The organism is Streptomyces rubrogriseus (assembly GCF_027947575.1).
Lineage (GTDB): Bacteria > Actinomycetota > Actinomycetes > Streptomycetales > Streptomycetaceae > Streptomyces > Streptomyces rubrogriseus.
The window spans coordinates 4,931,008-4,949,206 of the sequence record NZ_CP116256.1 but is presented as its reverse complement, the minus strand read 5'-3'; the positions used below and the strand labels follow the sequence as shown (position 1 = coordinate 4,949,206).

The 18,199-nt window shown below is 72.5% G+C and carries 19 protein-coding genes; 10 read left to right on the top strand and 9 right to left on the bottom strand.

Annotation, left to right across the window (positions count from 1 at the left end; all coding sequences use genetic code 11):
- Positions 1–112: 112 nt before the first annotated feature.
- The gene (locus Sru02f_RS22685) at positions 113–805 is read right to left on the bottom strand and encodes a GAF and ANTAR domain-containing protein (protein ID WP_109032187.1); all 693 of its coding nucleotides are present in this window, start codon (positions 803–805) and stop codon (positions 113–115) included.
- A 113-nt stretch (positions 806–918) separates the two neighbouring features.
- Here Sru02f_RS22685 and Sru02f_RS22680 point away from each other — a divergent pair, with 113 nt between their 5' ends.
- Both Sru02f_RS22680 and Sru02f_RS22675 read left to right on the top strand, forming a co-directional pair.
- Complete coding sequence (locus Sru02f_RS22680; RefSeq protein WP_244941849.1) at positions 919–1,371, top strand: MarR family winged helix-turn-helix transcriptional regulator; 453 nt, start codon at positions 919–921, stop codon at positions 1,369–1,371.
- Positions 1,368–3,089 (top strand): MFS transporter, encoded by a 1,722-nt coding sequence (locus tag Sru02f_RS22675; protein WP_109032189.1) that lies wholly within the window; start codon positions 1,368–1,370, stop codon positions 3,087–3,089. Before Sru02f_RS22680 ends, Sru02f_RS22675 begins: the two co-directional genes overlap by 4 nt.
- Before the next feature lie 90 nt (positions 3,090–3,179).
- On the opposite strand, the gene Sru02f_RS22670 is transcribed toward Sru02f_RS22675, so the two are convergent.
- Positions 3,180–3,617 carry a hypothetical protein gene (locus tag Sru02f_RS22670; RefSeq protein ID WP_109032190.1) on the bottom strand — a complete coding sequence of 146 codons (438 nt, stop codon included), beginning with the start codon at positions 3,615–3,617 and terminating at the stop codon, positions 3,180–3,182.
- 149 nt (positions 3,618–3,766) lie between these two features.
- Here Sru02f_RS22670 and nsrR point away from each other — a divergent pair, with 149 nt between their 5' ends.
- The gene (gene nsrR / locus Sru02f_RS22665; protein ID WP_003971716.1) at positions 3,767–4,213 is read left to right on the top strand and encodes a nitric oxide-sensing transcriptional repressor NsrR; all 447 of its coding nucleotides are present in this window, start codon (positions 3,767–3,769) and stop codon (positions 4,211–4,213) included.
- 73 nt (positions 4,214–4,286) lie between these two features.
- Entirely contained in the window at positions 4,287–5,483 is a 1,197-nt protein-coding gene (locus Sru02f_RS22660) for a globin domain-containing protein (protein WP_109032191.1), read from the top strand.
- 47 nt (positions 5,484–5,530) lie between these two features.
- Here Sru02f_RS22660 and Sru02f_RS22655 read toward each other — a convergent pair whose 3' ends face one another.
- On the bottom strand, positions 5,531–5,881 hold the full coding sequence (locus Sru02f_RS22655) for a hypothetical protein (protein ID WP_003971713.1): 351 nt from the start codon (positions 5,879–5,881) through the stop codon (positions 5,531–5,533).
- 175 nt (positions 5,882–6,056) lie between these two features.
- Between Sru02f_RS22655 and Sru02f_RS22650 the strand changes: the two genes are divergently transcribed.
- Complete coding sequence (locus Sru02f_RS22650; RefSeq protein WP_109032192.1) at positions 6,057–6,743, top strand: adenosylcobinamide amidohydrolase; 687 nt, start codon at positions 6,057–6,059, stop codon at positions 6,741–6,743.
- Between the two features lie 19 nt (positions 6,744–6,762).
- Here the strand turns inward: Sru02f_RS22650 and Sru02f_RS22645 are convergent, their stop codons facing one another.
- Positions 6,763–7,023: a hypothetical protein gene (locus tag Sru02f_RS22645; protein ID WP_109032193.1), complete on the bottom strand. Its 261-nt coding sequence runs from the start codon at positions 7,021–7,023 to the stop codon at positions 6,763–6,765.
- A 133-nt stretch (positions 7,024–7,156) separates the two neighbouring features.
- Positions 7,157–7,840 (bottom strand): snapalysin, encoded by a 684-nt coding sequence (gene snpA / locus Sru02f_RS22640; RefSeq protein ID WP_109032194.1) that lies wholly within the window; start codon positions 7,838–7,840, stop codon positions 7,157–7,159.
- 215 nt (positions 7,841–8,055) lie between these two features.
- Between snpA and Sru02f_RS22635 the strand changes: the two genes are divergently transcribed.
- Together Sru02f_RS22635 and Sru02f_RS22630 are read left to right on the top strand one after the other, a co-directional pair.
- Positions 8,056–9,042: a LysR family transcriptional regulator gene (locus Sru02f_RS22635; RefSeq protein WP_109032195.1), complete on the top strand. Its 987-nt coding sequence runs from the start codon at positions 8,056–8,058 to the stop codon at positions 9,040–9,042.
- 105 nt (positions 9,043–9,147) lie between these two features.
- Entirely contained in the window at positions 9,148–9,909 is a 762-nt protein-coding gene (locus Sru02f_RS22630; protein ID WP_109032196.1) for a PepSY domain-containing protein, read from the top strand.
- Between the two features lie 79 nt (positions 9,910–9,988).
- Here the strand turns inward: Sru02f_RS22630 and Sru02f_RS22625 are convergent, their stop codons facing one another.
- The 3 genes from Sru02f_RS22625 to mdlC all read right to left on the bottom strand — a co-directional run bounded on the left by Sru02f_RS22625 (position 9,989) and on the right by mdlC (position 14,434).
- Positions 9,989–11,260, bottom strand: coding sequence for an MFS transporter (locus Sru02f_RS22625; protein ID WP_109032197.1), 1,272 nt, complete (start codon positions 11,258–11,260; stop codon positions 9,989–9,991).
- A 92-nt stretch (positions 11,261–11,352) separates the two neighbouring features.
- Positions 11,353–12,807, bottom strand: a complete 1,455-nt coding sequence (locus tag Sru02f_RS22620; RefSeq protein ID WP_109032198.1) for a benzaldehyde dehydrogenase — start codon at positions 12,805–12,807, stop codon at positions 11,353–11,355.
- 46 nt (positions 12,808–12,853) lie between these two features.
- Positions 12,854–14,434, bottom strand: coding sequence for a benzoylformate decarboxylase (gene mdlC, locus Sru02f_RS22615; protein WP_109032199.1), 1,581 nt, complete (start codon positions 14,432–14,434; stop codon positions 12,854–12,856).
- Positions 14,435–14,528: 94 nt separating this feature from the next.
- On the opposite strand from mdlC, the gene Sru02f_RS22610 reads away from it, so the two are divergent.
- Positions 14,529–15,464 (top strand): LysR family transcriptional regulator, encoded by a 936-nt coding sequence (locus Sru02f_RS22610; protein ID WP_109032200.1) that lies wholly within the window; start codon positions 14,529–14,531, stop codon positions 15,462–15,464.
- Between the two features lie 9 nt (positions 15,465–15,473).
- Positions 15,474–16,214: a Type 1 glutamine amidotransferase-like domain-containing protein gene (locus Sru02f_RS22605; protein ID WP_109032201.1), complete on the top strand. Its 741-nt coding sequence runs from the start codon at positions 15,474–15,476 to the stop codon at positions 16,212–16,214.
- Between the two features lie 127 nt (positions 16,215–16,341).
- Here Sru02f_RS22605 and Sru02f_RS22600 read toward each other — a convergent pair whose 3' ends face one another.
- Positions 16,342–17,286 (bottom strand): alpha/beta fold hydrolase, encoded by a 945-nt coding sequence (locus Sru02f_RS22600; RefSeq protein WP_109032202.1) that lies wholly within the window; start codon positions 17,284–17,286, stop codon positions 16,342–16,344.
- A 90-nt stretch (positions 17,287–17,376) separates the two neighbouring features.
- On the opposite strand from Sru02f_RS22600, the gene Sru02f_RS22595 reads away from it, so the two are divergent.
- Positions 17,377–17,967, top strand: a complete 591-nt coding sequence (locus Sru02f_RS22595) for a TetR/AcrR family transcriptional regulator (protein WP_174855086.1) — start codon at positions 17,377–17,379, stop codon at positions 17,965–17,967.
- Positions 17,968–18,199: the final 232 nt, after the last annotated feature.

Sequence of the window (18,199 nt, the reverse complement as noted above, 5' to 3'; positions counted from 1 at the left end):
CAACGGGGGCGCGTGCGAGCCGAGGGCTGTCACGCGGCACTCAACTGACGATCACTATACGAGGGTTCGTGATCCGAAAGAGCGGAAACTCGTTCATCTTTTGTGTGTTGGCTCAGGGCAGGCCGCCCCGTTCGCAGACCTGGGCCGCCACGTCCCGCAGTTTGACGTTGTGGTCCTGCGAGTACCGGCGCAGGGCCGCGAAGGCCTGGTCCTCGGAGATGCGGTGCCGGCCCATGAGGATGCCCATCGCTTCCCCGATGGTGTGCCGGGTGCCGATGGCCTCCTGCATCTGGGCGTGCGTCCGGGCGCTGGAGAAGGCGACCGCCGCGTGGGATGCCAGCAGCCAGCCGGCCGTCTCGTCGGCCTCGGTGAACGCGCCGGGGCGGTAGGAGTACATGTTCAGCGCGCCGAGGTCCTCGTCCTCGGTGAACAGCAGGAAGCCCATCATGCTGCCGAGGTTCAGCTTGCGTGCCTCGGGGACGTACTTGGGCCAGCGCTGTGCCTCGTCGGTGAAGTCGGCGATCCGGAACTGGCGCTCCCCCGTGCCGCTGCGAGCGGCGTCGAAGCACGGACCCTCTCCGACGCGACCCTGCAGTTCGTCGCTGTCGATCACCACCTGTTGGGTGGGGGCCAGGGACTGCACCTTGGTGCCCCGCAGGATGAGGATGCCGGCGGCGTCGCAGTCCTCCACCAGTTCCGTGGCCGAGGCGGTGATCCGTTCCAGTGTGTCGTGCAGCGATTCCTGGGACAGCAGATCGCGGGCCAGCGAGGCCATCTGCTGCGCGAAGCCGCGCCAGTCGTCCATGCCGTGTCCTCCCTCGCTCCCGTGCCGAGTGCCCAGCGGTGGCCCGAACCAACAGGGCGGAGGCGGCCGCGACCTATCTTGTTTCGTACTACACCTAAATGCATAATGCGCTTATGGACACGTCCCCGGAGGGCCCGGACGACCTGATCGTCGCCGTGGAGCAGATGATCCGCTACGTGCGGCAGAGCGCCCGGACCGGCGGTCTGAGCACCGCGGCCTCCTCGACGCTGGCCAGGCTGAGCCGCGAGGGCCCCCAGCGGCTGACCGAACTGGCCAGGGCCGAGGGCGTCTCCCAGCCGAACATGACCCAGCTCGTCACCCGTCTGGAACGCGCGGGCCTGGCCCGGCGCGCCGCCGACGCGAGCGACGGCCGTGGCGTGCTCGTGGCGGTGACGTCCACCGGCGTCGAGGTCCTGGACCGGCGCCGGGCCGAGCGCGCCCTGGCCCTGCGGCAGCTCATGGAGGACATGACCGGGCCGGAGCGGCAGGCCACCACCACCGCGCTGCTGGCGCTGGCCCGGGTCATCCACCACCGTCAGGACACCTCGGAGGAAGACCGCGCATGAGTGCACCCCGTGGAAAGGCCGCCAGTCCCTTCCGGCAGCCGAAGGCCGTCTGGGCGGTCGCCTTCGCCTGCGTCATCTCGTTCATGGGCATCGGCCTGGTCGACCCGATCCTGCCGGCGCTGGCCGAGAGCCTCGACGCCACCCCCAGCCAGGTCTCCCTGCTGTTCAGCAGCTACCTGATCGTCACCGCCGTCGCCATGCTCTTCGTCGGCTGGGTCTCCAGCCGCATCGGCGCCAAGCGCACCCTGGTCACCGGCCTCGCCGTCATCGTCGTCTTCGCCGCCCTGGCGGGCGCCACCGGCTCCATCAACGGCATCGTCGGCTTCCGGGCCGGCTGGGGACTGGGCAACGCCCTGTTCATCGCCACCTCCCTCGCGGTCATCGTGGCCTCGGCCAGCGGCGGCTTCAGCGGCGCGATCATCCTCTACGAGACCGCCCTGGGGCTCGGTATCGCCGTCGGCCCCCTGCTCGGCGGCGAACTGGGCGGCATCAGCTGGCGCGGCCCCTTCTTCGGCGTCGCCGCCCTGATGGCCGTCGCCCTGATCGCCACCCTCGCCTTCGTCCCCGACCTGCCCAGGCCCGAGAAGGTCACCTCACCGCTCGCCCCGCTGAAGGCCCTGCGCCACCGCGGCCTGCTCACCATGGGCATCATGGCCCTGCTGTACAACTGGGGCTTCTTCACCATGCTCGGCTACGCGCCGTACCCGATGGAGCTGGACGCCCACGAACTCGGCCTGGTCTTCACCGGCTGGGGACTGCTGGTCGCCGCCTTCAGCGTCTTCTTCGCCCCCCGCCTGCAGGCCCGCTACGGCACCGCGCCCGTCCTCTACGCCAACCTGCTCGGCCTCGCCGTCGTCATGGCCGTCATAGCCGCCGGCGTCACCGACCCCACCACCGTGATCGTCGCGGTCGTCGTCAGCGGCGCCTTCATCGGCATCAACAACACCCTCACCACGCAGGCCGTCATGCTCGTCTCGCCGGTGGAGCGCCCCGTGGCCTCCTCCGCGTACGGCTTCCTGCGCTTCATCGGCGGCGGGCTGGCCCCCTACGTCGCCGGAAAGCTCGCCGACGCCACCGATCTGAGCGTCCCGTTCTACCTCGGCGCCGCCACCTTCCTCCTCGCCGTCCCCGTCCTGGCCAGCGGCCACCGACTGCTGCGCCGGGCCGAGACGGACACCGGCGGGACAGAGCAGGTGGCCCCGGCCCTCACCCCCGTCGGGGTCCGGGCGGCGACCGACGCGCCCCCCGTGGTCGTGGCCGTCGCAGCCCACCGCGAGGCGGCCGCCGTCGTGGACGCCGCGGCCCGCATCGCCCTTGACACCGCGAGCCCGCTCGAGGTCGTCCACGTGCGGCGGACCGCCGTCGTCGAGGAACAGGCCGCCGACACCGAGACCGACGAGCAGGCGAAGGCCGCCGTCACCGCGCACCTCGACCGGCTCGACGGCATGGGGGTGGCCGCGACCGGCCAGATCCTCACCGGCGTCGGCGACCATGCCGCCGCGGGCCGCGCCCTGGCCCGGCACGCCGCCGAGGTGGGGGCCCGCACGGTCGCGGTCGGCCGCTCCCCGCGCGGCCCGCTGGTCCAGTTCGCCGACGGCAGCTTCACCAGTGCCCTCACCCACGCGGCCACCTGCACCGTCGTACTCGTCGACCCGGACGCCGAGCCGCGCCCGCTGACGGCGCGGTCCCTCACGGAGCTGCGTGCCGAGGCACGCTGAGCGGCCTCGGTTCAGCACGTCCGCTCCAGGTCGGCGCCGCGGGCCCTCGCGCGCGGAGAGCGCCGGTACGCCGACGTCGCCCGGGGTCTGTCAGGCGTCGCCGCCGAGGGAGCGTCTCAGCCGGTCGGCGGCCTCCGGCGGCTGGATGCGCATGCCGGGGCGCCGGCGGTGCACGGTCAGGTACGTCACCCCGTCCGGCCCGGCCAGGACGGCCCGGGTCGAGCCGTGCGGCAGCCAGGTCAGGACGCCCGCGCGCAGTGGGTGCTCGCCGTCGCCCGCATCGAGGCGGGCCGCACCCTCGAGGACCAGGAGCAGGACGTCGAGGTCGGGCTCGGTGTGGGTGTCCACCCGGCCGCCGGCGGGGAGGCGGACGACGTTGGCGTCGAGCTGCCGGCCGGGTTCCGCCAGCTTCCACAGGGCGCCGGCCGGCGCGTCGCCGCCCAGGGACAGGAGCTCCGCCGTGTCGCACAGCACCCGGGGGAGGGGAGGGCCCGCGGTGCCCGGGGAGCCGCCGTCTTCCGCTGCCATCAGGTACCGCCGTTCCGTATGCCCAACCGTGTCCGTACGCCGCCCCGTTGAGCGGTCCGTGCCGGGGAGGCCGGTCCAGTGACGCACCGCACAGGCCCAGTACCCCGGGTAAAGGCGAATCTAGCATGCGCATTTGATAGCGTCCCGGTGTGCGGTTGACGAAGTTCACCGACCTGGCGCTGCGTTCGGTCATGCGCCTGGCGGTCGTGAGAGACGGTGACGAACCACTGGCCACCCGAGAGGTGGCCGAGGTCGTGGGGGTGCCGTACACGCACGCGGCGAAGGCCATCACCCGCCTGCAGCACCTGGGTGTGGTGGAGGCGCGACGCGGTCGCGGCGGCGGGCTGACCCTGACCGACCTGGGCCGGCGCGCCTCCGTCGGCTGGCTGGTGCGCGAACTCGAAGGCGAGGCCGAGGTGGTCGACTGCGAGGGCGACAACCCCTGCCCGCTGCGCGGGGCCTGTCGGCTGCGCCGTGCGCTGCGCGACGCCCAGGAGGCGTTCTACGCGGCGCTCGACCCGCTGACCGTGACCGACCTGGTGGCCGCACCGACCGGCCCGGTCCTCCTCGGCCTGACGGACCGCCCCTCGGGATGACGGGCGGCGGCCCCCTGGGGCCGTCGAGCTGTGACCTAAAACACGAATATCATCTACCAATTAAGGAGTCGCTGTGCTCTCCGAACAGTCCGTTCCCGTGGTCCGAGCCACCCTTCCCGCCGTCGGAGCGGCCATCGGTGACATCGCCGACCTGTTCTACCGCAAGCTCTTCGACGCCCACCCGGAGCTGCTGCGGGACCTGTTCAACCGGGGGAACCAGGCCAACGGCGAGCAGCAGCGGGCCCTGGCGGGCTCGGTCGCCGCGTTCGCCGGCCTGCTGCTGGAGAACCCGGACGAGCGCGCCGACGTGATGCTCTCCCGCATCTCGCACAAGCACGCCTCGCTCGGCATCACCCCCGACCAGTACACGATCGTCCACCGGCACCTGATGGCCGCCGTCGTCGACGTGCTCGGCGACGCCGTCACCCCCGAGGTGGCCCGGGCCTGGGACGAGGTCTACTGGCTGATGGCCAACGCGCTCATCGCCCTGGAGGCCCGCCTCTACGCCGAGAAGGGCGTCGCGGAGGGAGACGTCTGGCGCACCATGGAGATCGTCGACCGGGTCGAGGAGAGCGCCGACGCGGTCTCCCTCGTCCTGGGGTCGGCCGACGGCCGTCCCGTCGCGCCGTTCCGGCCGGGCCAGTACGTCAGCGTCCAGGTCGAACTGGCCGACGGCGCCCGGCAGATCCGCCAGTACAGCCTGTCCGCCGCGCCCGGCCGGTCCGACTGGCGCATCACCGTCAAGCGCGTCCGGGGCGACGGGCAGCCGGACGGCGAGGTCTCCTCCTGGCTGTACGCGAACGCCCGCAAGGGCGACCAGCTCAACGTGTCGCTTCCCGCCGGGGACCTGGCCCTGGCGGAGCACGACGGCCCGCTGCTGCTGGTCTCCGCCGGCATCGGCGTCACACCGATGCTCTCGATGCTCGACCACCTGGCCGCCGCCGGTGCCACCCGCCCGGTGACCGTCGTGCACGCCGACCGCACCCCCGACCACCACGCCCACCGGCAGGAGCAGCTCGACCTGATACGCACGCTGCCGGGCGCCCGGCTCCACCTGTGGTACGAGGAGCCCGGCGACCAGGCCCCGGAGGCGTCCACCGGCCGAGCCGACCTCGGCGACCTCGAGCTGCCCGCGGACCTCACGGTCTACCTGTGCGGCCCGGTGCCCTTCATGCGCGCGGTCCGCGGCGACCTGCTGCGCCGCGGGGTGCCCGCCGAGGCCGTCCACTACGAGGTCTTCGGCCCCGACCTCTGGCTCGGACAGCAGTAGCGCCGGTGGCGGCCGAGGGCGCCCGCCGCGGAACTCCGGTACGGGCGTTAGGCCGCGGCGGTGAACGCGGTGCTGATCGCGGTGTCCACGCGGGCGTGCACCACCAGCCGGGGCCCCGAGGAGTCGGCGTTGGCCTCGAGCAGCCGCCGGACGGGCGCGCTGTGGGTCACGACGGACATCAGGACACCCAGCCGCCCGCACCACTGATGGGCCCGGAGCACCGCGCTGACCGCGGCGTGGCCACCCGCCCGCTCGGTCAGGACGATGACGACGGGGGTCGGCTGATGGGCGTCGACCAGGTTGGTGATGTGCGTGGTCAGGGTGGCCCGCCCGGCGATACCCGGGTCCTGGTCCACCGTGATGACCAGGACCCCATGCTCCAGGGTGTGGGACAGCATCGCGGCCTCCGATCCGTCGCCTGGTGGCGAAGTTGTGTTCAGTGAAGGTGCCCGGACCCGGGTCCGCAATGCGCCCCGCGACGGACCGGCCGGCCGGCGGCCGGGACACCGGCCCCGAGTACGATCGTCCGGCCCGCCTCCGACCTGCGCCGATCACCGCTGGGAGCCCCGACCCGTGCCCGCCCTCCTGCCGCCGCCCCGCACCGGGGCCGACCGCCTGCTGAACGTGGAAGACCTGACCCGGGTGGAGGACGGCGAACGGCTGCACGCCCTGCTGTGGCGCCCGGGGCCGGGGTGGCGGATGGTCAGCAGCGCCGTGCTGGGCGGCGGGACCGGAGAGCGCGCCTGGGTGCTCAACGCCCAGGTCGCCCACGGCTACCGGCGCACCGACCCCGCACGGCACCTGGCCGACCTGGCCCGAGCCGCCGGGGCCCACGGGCCGGGCGTGGGCCTGATGACGGCCGCCGACGTGTCCGCCCACGGCCGGGCGCGGGACGGCGGGGCCGAGGCCGTGGCGACCGCCGGCATCTCGGTGCGGGGCTGGGCGGCCGCACCGGAGGAGGGCGCCGCCGGGGCCGTGCCGCCCGGAACGATCAACATCGTCGCCGCGCTGCCGGTCGCACTGAGCGACGCCGCCCTGGTCAACGCGGTGATGACGGCGACCGAGGCCAAGGTCCAGGCGCTGCTCGACGCCGGTCTCGACTGCTCCGGCACCCCCACCGACGCGGTGTGCGTCGCCGCCCGGGCCCCGGTCGGCGAGGCCGAGGTGCTCGCCTTCGCGGGACCCAGGTCCGAGTGGGGCGCCCGGCTCGCCCGCGCCGTCCACCGGGCCGTGGGTGCCGCGCTGCCCGCGGTCCCGTGACGCGTCCGGAGCCTTGCCGCTACAGCGAGGTCCTGCGCCGGACCGCCAGCACGCGCACGGTCAGCGCCACCGCGAGCAGCAGCCAGGCCACGGCGCAGTACACCCACGCCGTCGCGCCCCGCGCGAGATCGATCGCGCTCCACACGGCCCACAGCGCGAGCACCGCGCACGCTGCCGTCCAGGCGATGTCGGCGACGCGAACGCGCAGCTGCGTGCGCTGCCTGGTGCCCGGCTCCAGGTCGCCGAGACCGTCGTCGACAGGTGCCATCCGCTCGTCCACGTCCGACTCCTTCGGGATGCCGCTCTCCGGTGAACTGCGAGTACCCGCAGGAAGGTTGCCCAAGCGGAGGTGCGGGGAGCGCACACGCGTGCGGGCGGCCCGGCCGGGCCGCCCGCACGGTGGTGCGCGTACGTCAGCGCTGGGAGGCCTTCTCCAGCGCCTTGTCGAGGGCGGCCTGGAAGCCGTAGGCCCACAGCTGGTTCACCCGGCTGCGCTCGTTGGAGTTCGGGTAGGGGTTGGTGCAGGACGGGCCGGGGCCGCCGCCCGACATCAGCTCGCTGCACGGCCCGGAGTAGTGGTCGGGCAGGCCGAGCACGTGCCCGGTCTCGTGGGCGGTCACGCGGGTCGAGTCGTACTGCTGGTTCTGGCGGTAGTCGAGGAAGATGTAGCCGCTGCCGTGCCCGTTCGTGGACGCGTACGAGCCGCGCGAGTCGTTGCCCTCGTAGTACGCGAAGTCCGCGCCGGAACTCGACTCCGCGAGCCGTACGTTGGACACCGAGCTGTTCCAGATCTGGGCGGAGCGGGATATCTGGGAACGGAAGCTCGGCGCGTTGGTGGCGCTGTAGTAGACGGTGACGGCCGCGGCGGCGGACGGGTTGGCGGCGCGCTTCTCGGCGACGGACTTGACGACCGCCTCGAAGAACGCGCGGTTGGCGGCCGCGTCCTCGCCCGAGCCGGCCGAGGGCTGGTAGCCGAGCTGGGCGGCTCTGACCGGCTCCTGGGGCGCCGCGGCCGTCGCGGCGGGGCCGGTGCCGAGCACGGCGGCCGTCAGGCCGAGACCGACCGCGGTGGACAGCAGAGGCAGGGTGATACGCATCGATGACTCCTTGAGTGGGGGAGTGGGGAGAAGTCGTCATCGGTGAGTGTGGGGCGCCCATGAGCCCGCTGTGATGATGGCAACAGGTGATAGGACCGGGCTATCACCCGCCGCCCGGCCACTCGTTCCAGCTTTGACCAGAGTGCAGAACTCGCCCTGATCCGCCGCGTTTTGTTCACCTGGCGCAACCAACTGTTCCGCTTTACGCTCCCTGCATGGAGCTCGAGGTGAGGCACCTACGCGCACTGTGCGCCATCGCCGACGCCGGCAGCCTGCACCGGGCGGCACGCCAACTGGGTGTCGCGCAGCCCACGTTGAGCACCCAGTTGACCCGCATCGAACAGGCCCTGGGCGGACCGCTGTTCACCCGGGAGCGCACCGGCTGCCGCCCCACCCCGCTCGGCCGGACGGTGCTCGGCCGGGCCCGTCCGCTGCTGACCGACATGAACACCCTGGTCCGCGAGGCCCGCGCCGCCGCGGCCGGCGGCGACAGCAGGCTGCGGGTCGGCTCCACGGCCAGCCGGGCCCTGGCCGGCTGGCTGCGCCGGCTCAGACGGCCGGGCCTGGAACCGACCCTGCAGATGGACGTCTCCGCCAACGCGCTGCTGCGCCGGGTGACCGACGGGCAGCTCGACGTCGCCTTCGTGCACGAGGTCGAGGGATGTGCGCTGCACATCCCCGAGGACCTGCGGCTGCGCGTCCTGGTCGAGCGCGAACCGCAGTTCGTCATGCTGCCCGCGGACCACCCCGCGGCCGCCCGGCCCGTCGTCGGCCTCGCCGACCTCGCCGACGACCGGTGGATGGTCGACCCCACCGTCGACGGCGAATGGGACGGCGTGCACCGCATGCTGCGCGCCGTCGGCCTCAACCCCCGGGTGCTGCACGGCGACTACCACACGGCCGCCTCCCTGGTCGCCACCGGCGAGGTCGTCACGGTCTGCCAGCCCAGTTCCCAGTCCCGCCCCGACACGGCGGTGCGGCGCCTGTACGGCGACCCCCTCGGCGTACGCCTGCTGCTGGCCGCCCGCACCCGGGCCGAGCTGGACGCCGTCTTCCCCGCGCTGGAGGACGCGTACTGGGAGGCCGCCCGTCAGTCCACCGCCTACCGGGAGTGGCTGGAAGGGGGCGGGATCCGGACGCTGCCCCGATGCCCGGTGACCGCCACGGGAGGCGGCCGGGTGGAGTTCGTGCGGGCCCGCTGAGGCCTCCGCAGGCCCCGCTGCCGGCCGGGTCGCACCCCCGGCTAATAGGGTGATTTTCGTACTTTCGCGGTGTGTCTGCGTGACGGAGCGGTTACGGACAGCATTATGAGCTCTGCACGACGACTTCCCTCCTTGCGTTCGCTGGCCGTGACCGGTGCCCTGGGCGCCTCCGTCCTGCTGCTGACGGCCTGCACGAACGCCGACACGACCCGTTCCAGCGTCGCGGAGGCGGCCCAGACCGAGTCTCCCTCCCCGACCGGCACCGATACCCAGTCCCCGTCCCCCACCGGCTCTCCCTCGATGAACGAGGACCAGACCCAGCGCAAGGACCTCGTCTCCGCGACGAAGGTCACCTGGGACAAGGCCGCCGACACCGCCGTCAAGGAGGTCCCCGAGGGCAAGCTCGTGGACCTCGAACTCAAGCGCGTGGAGGCCGACGCAACGGCGTCGCCGACGGGCTCGCCGACCGGCTCCCCGAGCCCCAGCATGCCGAACCCCGCGCCCAGTGAGGGTGCCCCCGAGTGGGAGGCCAAGGTCGCCCAGTCCGACGGCACCCTGCACCGCATCGACATCGACGCGGTGAGCGGCAAGGTCTTCCGCACCATGGTCGACCCGGACCAGGACCCCGACGACAAGACCCAGGTCACCGAGTGGCTGGACAAGGCCAAGCAGACGCCGCAGCAGGCGGTCAAGGCGGCCACCGCCAAGGCCAAGGGCACCGTCACCCACGTCGAACTCGGCGACAACGACAACCAGCAGGTCGTCTGGGGCGTCGACGTGGTCGACAAGGGCAACTGGAACAAGACCACCGTCGAGGTCGACGCGGCCAACGGCAAGGTGCTGAGCCAGAAGGTCGACAAGGACTGAGACACCACCCCCACCCGGACACCGACGGGAGCAGTGGGCCGCGCGGCCCACTGCTCCCGTTCCTCATGTCCTCAGGGCGTCACCCGGCCGGTGCGGCGGGCGCCGCGGGCGCCGTGGCCCCGGCCGGCTCGGCCCCGCCGCCGCGCGGCAGCGTCAGTACGGCCAGGAAGCCGAGGACCGCCACCGCGGCGAAGAAGTAGAAGCCCCACGGGTGCCCGACCCCCGAGGCGACCAGCGCGCCGGTGATCGACGGGCCGACGATCGAGCCGATCCGGCCGATCCCGGACGCCGAGCCGAGCGCGGTGCCGCGCACGGACGCCGGGTAGTAGTGCGTCACGTACGCGTAGACGAGCACCATGGCCGAGAAGACGAACACGCCGGTGAAGAAGACCACGACGTTGAGCAGCAGGTCGCTCTCCATCTTGATGCTCAGACACCCCAGCATGAGCACCGAGACGGCGAACCAGACCATCGTGGTGCCCTTGATGCCCCGCCGGTCGGCGACGTACCCGCCCAGGACCAGGCCGACGACCCCGCCGATGTTGAGCACCAGGAGCTGGGTCACGGCCGTCGGCACGGGGTAGCCCGCGTCGTTCATCAGCTTGGGCAGCCAGGTGTTGAGGCCGTAGACCAGCAGCAGACCCATGAACGAGGCGACCCAGATGCCGATGCCCGCGCGCAGGTACGCCGGCTTGAGCAGCTCGGTGAACGGCACCCGCTGCGCCCCGTCCCGCTTGGCCCGCTCGAAGGCCGCCGACTCCGGCAGCTTGAACCACTGGATCGCGGCGATCACCAGGCCGACGACGCCGAGCAGGTAGAAGAGGATCTCCCAGTTGTCGGACACCTGGAGGGCCAGCAGCGAGGTGATCACCGCACCGGTGTGGTAGCCGGTCATCGTCAGGGTGCTGGCCCGTGCCCGGCGGCTGGCCGGCATGTGCTCGGCCATCATCGTGAGCGAGACCGGCATACAGGCGCCCAGGCCCAGACCGGCGAGGAGGCGCAGCGCGGCGAACATCGCGACGGAGTTCGCCAGCGGCACCACGATGGTGAGGACCGAGAAGAGCACGACCGAGCCGATGAGCAGGCGACGGCGGCCCAGCCGGTCGGCCAGCGGACCGACGCAGACCGCGCCGATGGCGACGCCCACCAGCGAGAGCGTCGCGATGGTGGTCGCGTCGCCCGCGGTCATGCCGAGGTGGTGGGTCTTGAGCAGGGTGGGGATGATGGCGCCGAGGACGACGAGGTCGTAGCCCTCCAGCAGGACGGTGATCCAGCACAGGATCACCGTCCAGGTGCCGCCGACGGCGCGGCCGGTCTGCGCGGGCGCGCCGGACGTGGTGGTGGAAGCCATGGTGACTCTCCCCCCGGGGGACGGGTGTGAGTGAGCGGAGCCGGACCGGCCGGGGCGGCCGGGGGTGGGACCGGTAGGGGTGACCGGAGGGATCAGAACGGGTAGTCGGCGATGTCCGGGCGGACCGTGAGCCACTGGGTCTCGGTGAACGCCTCCACGTTGGCCGCGGCGCCGCCGAACCGGGAGCCGGTGCCCGACGCCTTGACCCCGCCGAAGGGGGCGTTGGGCTCGTCGCTGACCGTCTGCTCGTTGATGTGCACCTTGCCGGAGTCGATCCGGTCGGCGAGCTTCATCGCCGTACCGACGTCGCCGAGGATGCCGACCGACAGTCCGTACTCGCAGTCGTTGACGATCCGCGCGGCCTCCTCCGTGGTGGCGAAGGAGATGACGGGCGCGACCGGGCCGAAGATCTCCTCGCGCCAGGCCGGCATGTCCGTCGTCAGGCCGGTCAGGACGGTGGCGCGGTATCCGGCGCCGTCGATCTCGCCGCCCGCGGCGACCTTGGCGCCCGCCGCGACGCTGTCGGTGACGATGCCGTGCACCCGCTCCAGCTGCCGCCGGTCGATGATCGGGCCCAGCGCCACGTCCTGACGCGCCGGGTCGCCCACCGGCAGCGCCTCGGCCTTCGCGGCGAGAGCGGCGGTGTACTCCTCGACCAGCGACTCGTGCACGATGTGCCGGCCGGTCGTCATGCAGATCTGCCCCTGGTGCAGATACGAGCCGAACGCGCCCGCCGAGGCCGCCTTCGCCACGTCCGCGCCGGGCAGCACGACCAGCGCGTTGTTGCCGCCCAGCTCCAGGTGCGCCCGCTTCAGCAGCCGCCCGGCCTGCTCGCCGATCGCCCGTCCGACCGGCGTGGAACCGGTGAACGAGATCACCCGCACCTCGGGTGCCTCCACGACCGCCCGGCCGACCGACCCGTCGCCCGGCAGCAGGTGCAGGACACCGGCCGGAAGCCCCGCCTCCTCGAAGATCCGGGCGATGACGACACCGCCGCTCACCGCGGTGCGCGGGTCCGGCTTCAGCAGCACGGCGTTGCCGAGCGCCAGCGCGGGGGCCACCGACCGCAGACCGAGGATGAGCGGGAAGTTGAAGGGCGCGATCACGCTGACGACACCGGCGGGGCGGCGCCGGGCGAGCGACCAGCGGGACTCCTCCGAGGTGAGTACCTCGCCCTGGGGGTGCGTCGGCAGCCCGGCGCACTCGAAGCACTCGCCGATCGCCAGCCCCGCCTCGAAGCCCGCCTTGGACCGCACCGAGCCGGCCTCGCGCACCAGCCAGTCCTCGATCTCGGCGGCGTGCTCGGTGAACAGCTCACCCGCGCGCCGCAGTACGGCCGCCCGCTGCTGCGGCGAGGTCGCCGCCCACGCGCGCTGGGCCTCGGCGGCCCGGGCGGCGGCGCGGTTCACGTCCTCGGCCGAGGCCAGGCCCACCGTGCCGAGCCGGTCGCCGGTGGCGGGCTCGGTCACCGGCTGCTCGGTGGGGGAGTCCTGCCAGCCTTCGCTGTAGAACTTCCCGCCCCAGACGGCGCTGTCCAGGAGTGTCATCGTCTTCCCTCTCGTCGGGGTCTTCGGTGTGGTGTCGCGAGTCGGTTCAGGAGGGCGTGGTGAGCGCCGTGTCGACCTGGATCAGCCGGGGGTGCTCGGGTGTCTCGGCGAGCGCGGCGCGCAGCTCGGCCACCGAGCCGACGTGCTGGGCGCGGACGCCGTAGCCCTCCGCGATGCGGGTGAAGTCGAGGCCGGGGATGTCGAGTCCCGGCGCGTCGGGCACGCCGAGCAGCCCACCGAACCAGCGCAGCGCCCCGTACGTGCCGTTGCGCAGCAGGACGACGGTGAGCGGGACCCGGTGCTGCGCGGCCGTCCACAGCGCGGTGATGCCGTAGTTGGCCGAGCCGTCCCCGATCACGCCGACCACCGGGCGGTCGGGCTGGGCCATCGCGACGCCCACCGCGCCGGGCAGCCCGAAACCGAGCCCTCCGGCCGCCGGGAAGTAGTAGGAGCCCTGGCGGCGCAGGTCCATCTGGCGCCACCACGCCGCGTTGGTCGACGTCGACTCGACGACGTACGCGGTGTCCTCGGGCATCTCCTCGCGCAGCGCGCCGAAGACCTGCTCCGGATGGAGCGCCGGGCCCTCGGCGGTGAGCGGCTCGGGCACCGGCCGGTAGGGATCCGCGGGCCTGTCGGCGGCGTCGAGCGCCTCCAGGAGTACGTCGACGACGGCACCCGGGTCGGCGACCAGCGCCTCGCCCATCGGCGCCCGCGCGGCGGCGGAGGCGTCGTCGGTCACCTGGATCAGCCGGGTGCCCTCGGGCAGGTACCGGCCGGGCAGGTGCTCGTGGTAGCGGAAGACCGGCGCGCCCAGCACGAGCACTAGGTCATGGCCCTCGAACGCCTCGGAGACCGGTGCGATCCCGGCGGGCAGCACGCCCCGGAACAGCGGATGCCGGTTCGGGAACGGCAGCCGGAACTGCGAGGGCGCCGCCCACACCGGACCGCCCAGCCGCTCGGCCAGCCGCACCGCGTCGTCGAACCGGCCGGCCGAGTCGATGTCGCCGCCCAGCACGAGCGCGGGGCGCCGGGCCGAGGCGACCTGCTCCACGAGCCACCGGCGCTGCTCGCCGCCGGGCACCGCGGCCCGCAGCACCCGCCGGTCGAGCACGGCCAGGGCGTTGTCGTCGACCTCGGCCGACCAGTCGTCGTACGGCACGGACAGGTAGGTGGGCCGACGCTGCAGCCGCGCCTCGAAGACGGCCTGGGCGAGCGCGCGCGGCACGTCCCCGGCGCACGCCGGTTCCGCCGCCCAGCCGACCAGCGGCTTCATCAGGGCGGGTGCGTCGACGCTGGCCAGGTTGGCCTCGGGGCCGATGGCGGGGCGCACCTGCTGCCCGGCCACCACCACGAGCGGCGTACGGGAGGCGACGGCGTTCGTCAGGGCGCCCATGGCGTTGCCCGAACCGGAGGCGGCGTGCAGGTTGACCAGCACCGGGCGACCGGTCGCCTGGGCGTACCCGTCCGCCATCCCCACCACGGCGCCCTCGTGCAGACCGAGGACGTAGCGGAAGCCGTCGGGCAGCTCGGCGAGGAAGGGCAGCTCGTTGGAGCCCGGATTGCCGAAGACGGTGGTGAGCCCCTGGCGCTCCAGGAGTTCGTGGGAGACACGACGCACGGATGGCACGGACGTTCCTTTCGAAGTGACGCGGCACACGCTAGGCACCCCGCGACATGGGCACCAATAGATGTTTCGCCACTCCGATATAGAGTTCGTCGATATGGGCACCTTCGATCTCAACCTGGCCCGTGTGTTCGTACTGCTCTACGAGACGGGCAGCGTCACGGCCACCGCCGAGACGCTCCACGTCACGCAGCCCACGGTCAGCTACAGCCTGGGCAAGCTGCGGCGGCACTTCGACGACGAGCTGTTCCGCCGCAACGGACGCGGGCTGTCCCCCACCGCCGGCGCACGGCGGCTGTACCTGCCGCTCCAGCGCGCGCTGGCCGAGATCGACGGGACGGTCCGCCAGGGCGACCTCTTCGACGCCGGGAGCATGTCGGGCCGGTTCACCATCGCCCTGTCCGACCTCGGTGAGGCGACGCTGCTGCCGAGGCTCGTGGCCACCGCGCGCGAGCGGGCGCCGGGCGTGTCCTTCACCGTCCGCCCCTTCGACGTGGAGGACGCCGAGGGCCAGCTGCGCCGCGGCGACCTCGACGCGTTCGTGGCCACCCCGGTGATCACCTCGCACCTCACCGTGCGCATCCCGCTCTTCCGCGAGCGCTACGTCCTGATGGTCGCGGCCGACCATCCGCGGGTGCGCGGCGACGCGGTCACAGCGGCGGACCTCGCCGCCGAGCACCACGCGACGGTGTTCGGACCGAGCGGCCACGTCACGCCCAGGGCACTGCTGGGCGCGCACGGGCTCCTGGAACGGGTGGCCGTGGACGCCACCCGCTTCTCGATGCTGCCCTACCTGCTGGAGCAGACCGACCTGGTGGCCATCGTCCCCGAGTACGTCGGCGAGGTCTTCACCGCGTCCCACCGGGTGCGCCTGGTGCGGCTGCCGTTCGAGACCGAACCCATCGAGATCGCCCTGTACGCGCGGCACGAGTCCTCGCGCAGCCCGGCCCAGCGCTGGCTCGTGCAGTTCATGGCCGAGGTACTGGGCGAGCAGGTGAGCCCGGCCCAGCTGCCGCCGTCCAGCCGTCGTTAGGATCACCGCATGACGGCACCGGAACCCACCATCCTCGCCACCTCGGGCGGTCATCGCGCGGGCGGCCGGACCATGGTGGCCTTCGACGCCCTGGTCCATCACGCGGTGGACCTCTCGGGCGCGCACGGCCGGCGCCCCCGCGTCCTGTACGTGGGCACCGCCATAGGGGACGCCGAGCACTTCACCGCCCGCATGACGGAGGCCGCCCGGGTCGCCGGGTTCGACCTGACGCCGCTGCACCTGTTCCCCATGCCCAACGTCGAGGACGTCGAGGAGACCGTGCTCGCCCAGGACGTCGTCTGGGTGATGGGCGGATCGGTGGCCAACCTGCTGGCCGTGTGGCGCGTGCACGGCCTCGACCGGATCATGCGCAAGGCGTGGGAGGCGGGCGTCGTGCTCAGCGGCGTGAGCGCGGGCTCGCTGTGCTGGTTCCGGGGCGGCGCCACCGATTCCTTCGGTCCCGAACTGCGCCCGATCACCGACGCGTTGGACTTCCTGCCCTACGGCAACGGCGTCCACTACGACGTCGACCCGGGCCGCCGTCCGCTGATCCACCGCCTCGTCGCCGACGGCACCCTCCCGACGGCCCACTGCACGGACGACGGGGTGGGCCTCGTCTACCGCGGCACCGAACTGACCGAGGCGGTCACCGAAGTCCCGGGCAAGGGCGCCTACGTGGTCGTCCGCGACGGCGACACGGCGGTGGAGGAGCGGATCGAGCCGCGGGAACTGCCCGGTCCGAGGCGCTGACGGGCCGGTGTCGTCACCCGGATCACGTTCCCGGCGACCTCACGCGCCCTGACCGGGGTTGACCATGCCGGGGCACGGCTGCCGGCCGATCCCGCCGAGGTCACCGGGCCGGCCGCCGCGTCGCCGACTACTCGGCACGCTCGTGATCGATGAACGCGGTCAACACGTCCACGGTCGCCTCGGGCTGCTCGTCGGGAATGAAGTGTCCGGCCCGGGGGACGAGGACGCCGGTCGCGTTCTCCGCCCACGGGCTGATGGAGGCGGCCATGTCGGGTATCGAGCCGTGGGAGCTGGAGATTCCCAGGACCGGGACGGTCAGGTGCCCTCGTTCGAGAGCGTCATGATTCCTACGTGCTGATTCCGCGGCGTCGCGGTAGTAGGCGAGAGACGCCGAGAGACCCCCCTCGGCCGCGAGGGCGGCGGCGTAGTGGTCGATCTCGGCGCCGTCGAAGGTGTCCGGGGACAGGGCCTTGACCTTCAAGAACCAGCCGACGTAGTCACGCTCGCGGCCCCTGAGCAGGGTCTCGGGGAGTTCGGGCACCAGGTGGAAGGCGAAGTGCCAGGTCTTCCAGGCCCGTTCGGGGTCCGTTGGGACGGAGTCCGGCAGGGTGATTCCGGGGATGCCCGCGTCAAGCAGAGCGACACCGTGCAGGCGCTCTTCGTACTTCAGGGCCAGCGAGAAGGCGACCCAGGCCCCGACGTCGTGGGCGACGAGCCAGTACTTCGGAACGTCGAGCGCGGTCAGCGCGGCCTGGACACGTGAAGCGACGGTGTGCGTGTCGTAGCCCCCGCGGGGGCGGTCGGAGTGGCCCTGACCCGGCAGATCGATCGCGATCACACGGAATCGCTCCGCAAGGCCCGGCATCACCTTTCGCCAAGCCCACCAGGTCTGCGGGAATCCGGCGAGCAGGGCGACGGTGGGACCGGCCGGCCGGCCGCCTTCCACGGCGTGAAGCCGGATGCCTTCCGCGTCGACCCAGCGGTGAGTGAAACCCGCAAGGTCGTACAGCGGCAACCCGGGGACCGGGTTCCGATCGCAGGAGCGGTTCGGGGCTGTGGAGTCGTCGGTCATGTCCCGAGCCTACCGCATCTTGAACTGGTTGGTTCAAGATAGGATGGGCAGGGCCCGCAACGGCTGGTCCGAGAACGAGGTGCATGTGTGATGGCCGGGAAGAAGCAGTTCGACGTGGGCGTCGCGCTCGACGCGGCGATGGTCCAATTCTGGCGGGCCGGATACGCCGACACGTCTCTCGACGACCTCTCCAGGACGACCGGATTGAACCGGAGTTCCATCTACTCCTCGTTCGGAGACAAGGACTCGCTCTATCTGCGCTGCTTGGACCGCTATGCCGAGCGGTACGGAAGCAGGTACGACCAGGCGCTGTCAGGGGCGTCCGCGGAACCGCTTCAGGCGGTACGGGCGTTCTTCGAGGTCACCCTGGAGCGCATCGCCGACCCCGACGTGCCCGACGGATGCCTGATCGCCCAGACCGCGATGGCGGCACCGACGCTCAGCCCCGCCGTCGCGGCCCGCGCGACCGAAGCCCTGCGCCTTCAGCATGCGCGGCTGCGGACCGCCTTGAACGCCACACAGTTGGCCGAAGGCGATGCCGACGACTTCGCGGCTCACCTGACGGCGGTCAACCAGTCGCTGGCCGTGATGAGCAGGGCCAGGGCGAGTCAGAAGCAGCTTCGCACCGTCATCGACATCAGCATGAGCGCGCTCTCCCGGGCCTTGCGCACCCGGAGCTAGCCCACCGTTTCGCCTGGCTCCGGCCGCGTGGGGCCGGCCGTTCCGGGCCGGCCCCCATGACGTCACCCGCATCTGCTTCCCAGCCCCCTGGTTGAGCCCGGCCCCTGGTCCGGGGCGCTGCGCGGCACCGCGGACGAATGCCTTGCCGTGAAGCCGCTCCGTGACCGGTTCAACACCCTGACGTCCGAAGCGCGTTGACCCTCGCCAGAGGCGTTCGTGTTTGCCGCGGCGG

Coding starts and splice junctions, on each gene's coding strand:
- Sru02f_RS22685 (WP_109032187.1), bottom strand. CDS start 805: ATGGACGACTGGCGCGGCTTCGCGCAGCAGATGGCCTCGCTGGCCCGC.
- Sru02f_RS22680 (WP_244941849.1), top strand. CDS start 919: ATGGACACGTCCCCGGAGGGCCCGGACGACCTGATCGTCGCCGTGGAG.
- Sru02f_RS22675 (WP_109032189.1), top strand. CDS start 1,368: ATGAGTGCACCCCGTGGAAAGGCCGCCAGTCCCTTCCGGCAGCCGAAG.
- Sru02f_RS22670 (WP_109032190.1), bottom strand. CDS start 3,617: ATGGCAGCGGAAGACGGCGGCTCCCCGGGCACCGCGGGCCCTCCCCTC.
- Sru02f_RS22655 (WP_003971713.1), bottom strand. CDS start 5,881: ATGCTGTCCCACACCCTGGAGCATGGGGTCCTGGTCATCACGGTGGAC.
- snpA (WP_109032194.1), bottom strand. CDS start 7,840: ATGCGTATCACCCTGCCTCTGCTGTCCACCGCGGTCGGTCTCGGCCTG.
- Sru02f_RS22635 (WP_109032195.1), top strand. CDS start 8,056: ATGGAGCTCGAGGTGAGGCACCTACGCGCACTGTGCGCCATCGCCGAC.
- Sru02f_RS22630 (WP_109032196.1), top strand. CDS start 9,148: ATGAGCTCTGCACGACGACTTCCCTCCTTGCGTTCGCTGGCCGTGACC.
- Sru02f_RS22625 (WP_109032197.1), bottom strand. CDS start 11,260: ATGGCTTCCACCACCACGTCCGGCGCGCCCGCGCAGACCGGCCGCGCC.
- Sru02f_RS22620 (WP_109032198.1), bottom strand. CDS start 12,807: ATGACACTCCTGGACAGCGCCGTCTGGGGCGGGAAGTTCTACAGCGAA.
- Sru02f_RS22610 (WP_109032200.1), top strand. CDS start 14,529: ATGGGCACCTTCGATCTCAACCTGGCCCGTGTGTTCGTACTGCTCTAC.
- Sru02f_RS22605 (WP_109032201.1), top strand. CDS start 15,474: ATGACGGCACCGGAACCCACCATCCTCGCCACCTCGGGCGGTCATCGC.
- Sru02f_RS22600 (WP_109032202.1), bottom strand. CDS start 17,286: ATGACCGACGACTCCACAGCCCCGAACCGCTCCTGCGATCGGAACCCG.
- Sru02f_RS22595 (WP_174855086.1), top strand. CDS start 17,377: ATGGCCGGGAAGAAGCAGTTCGACGTGGGCGTCGCGCTCGACGCGGCG.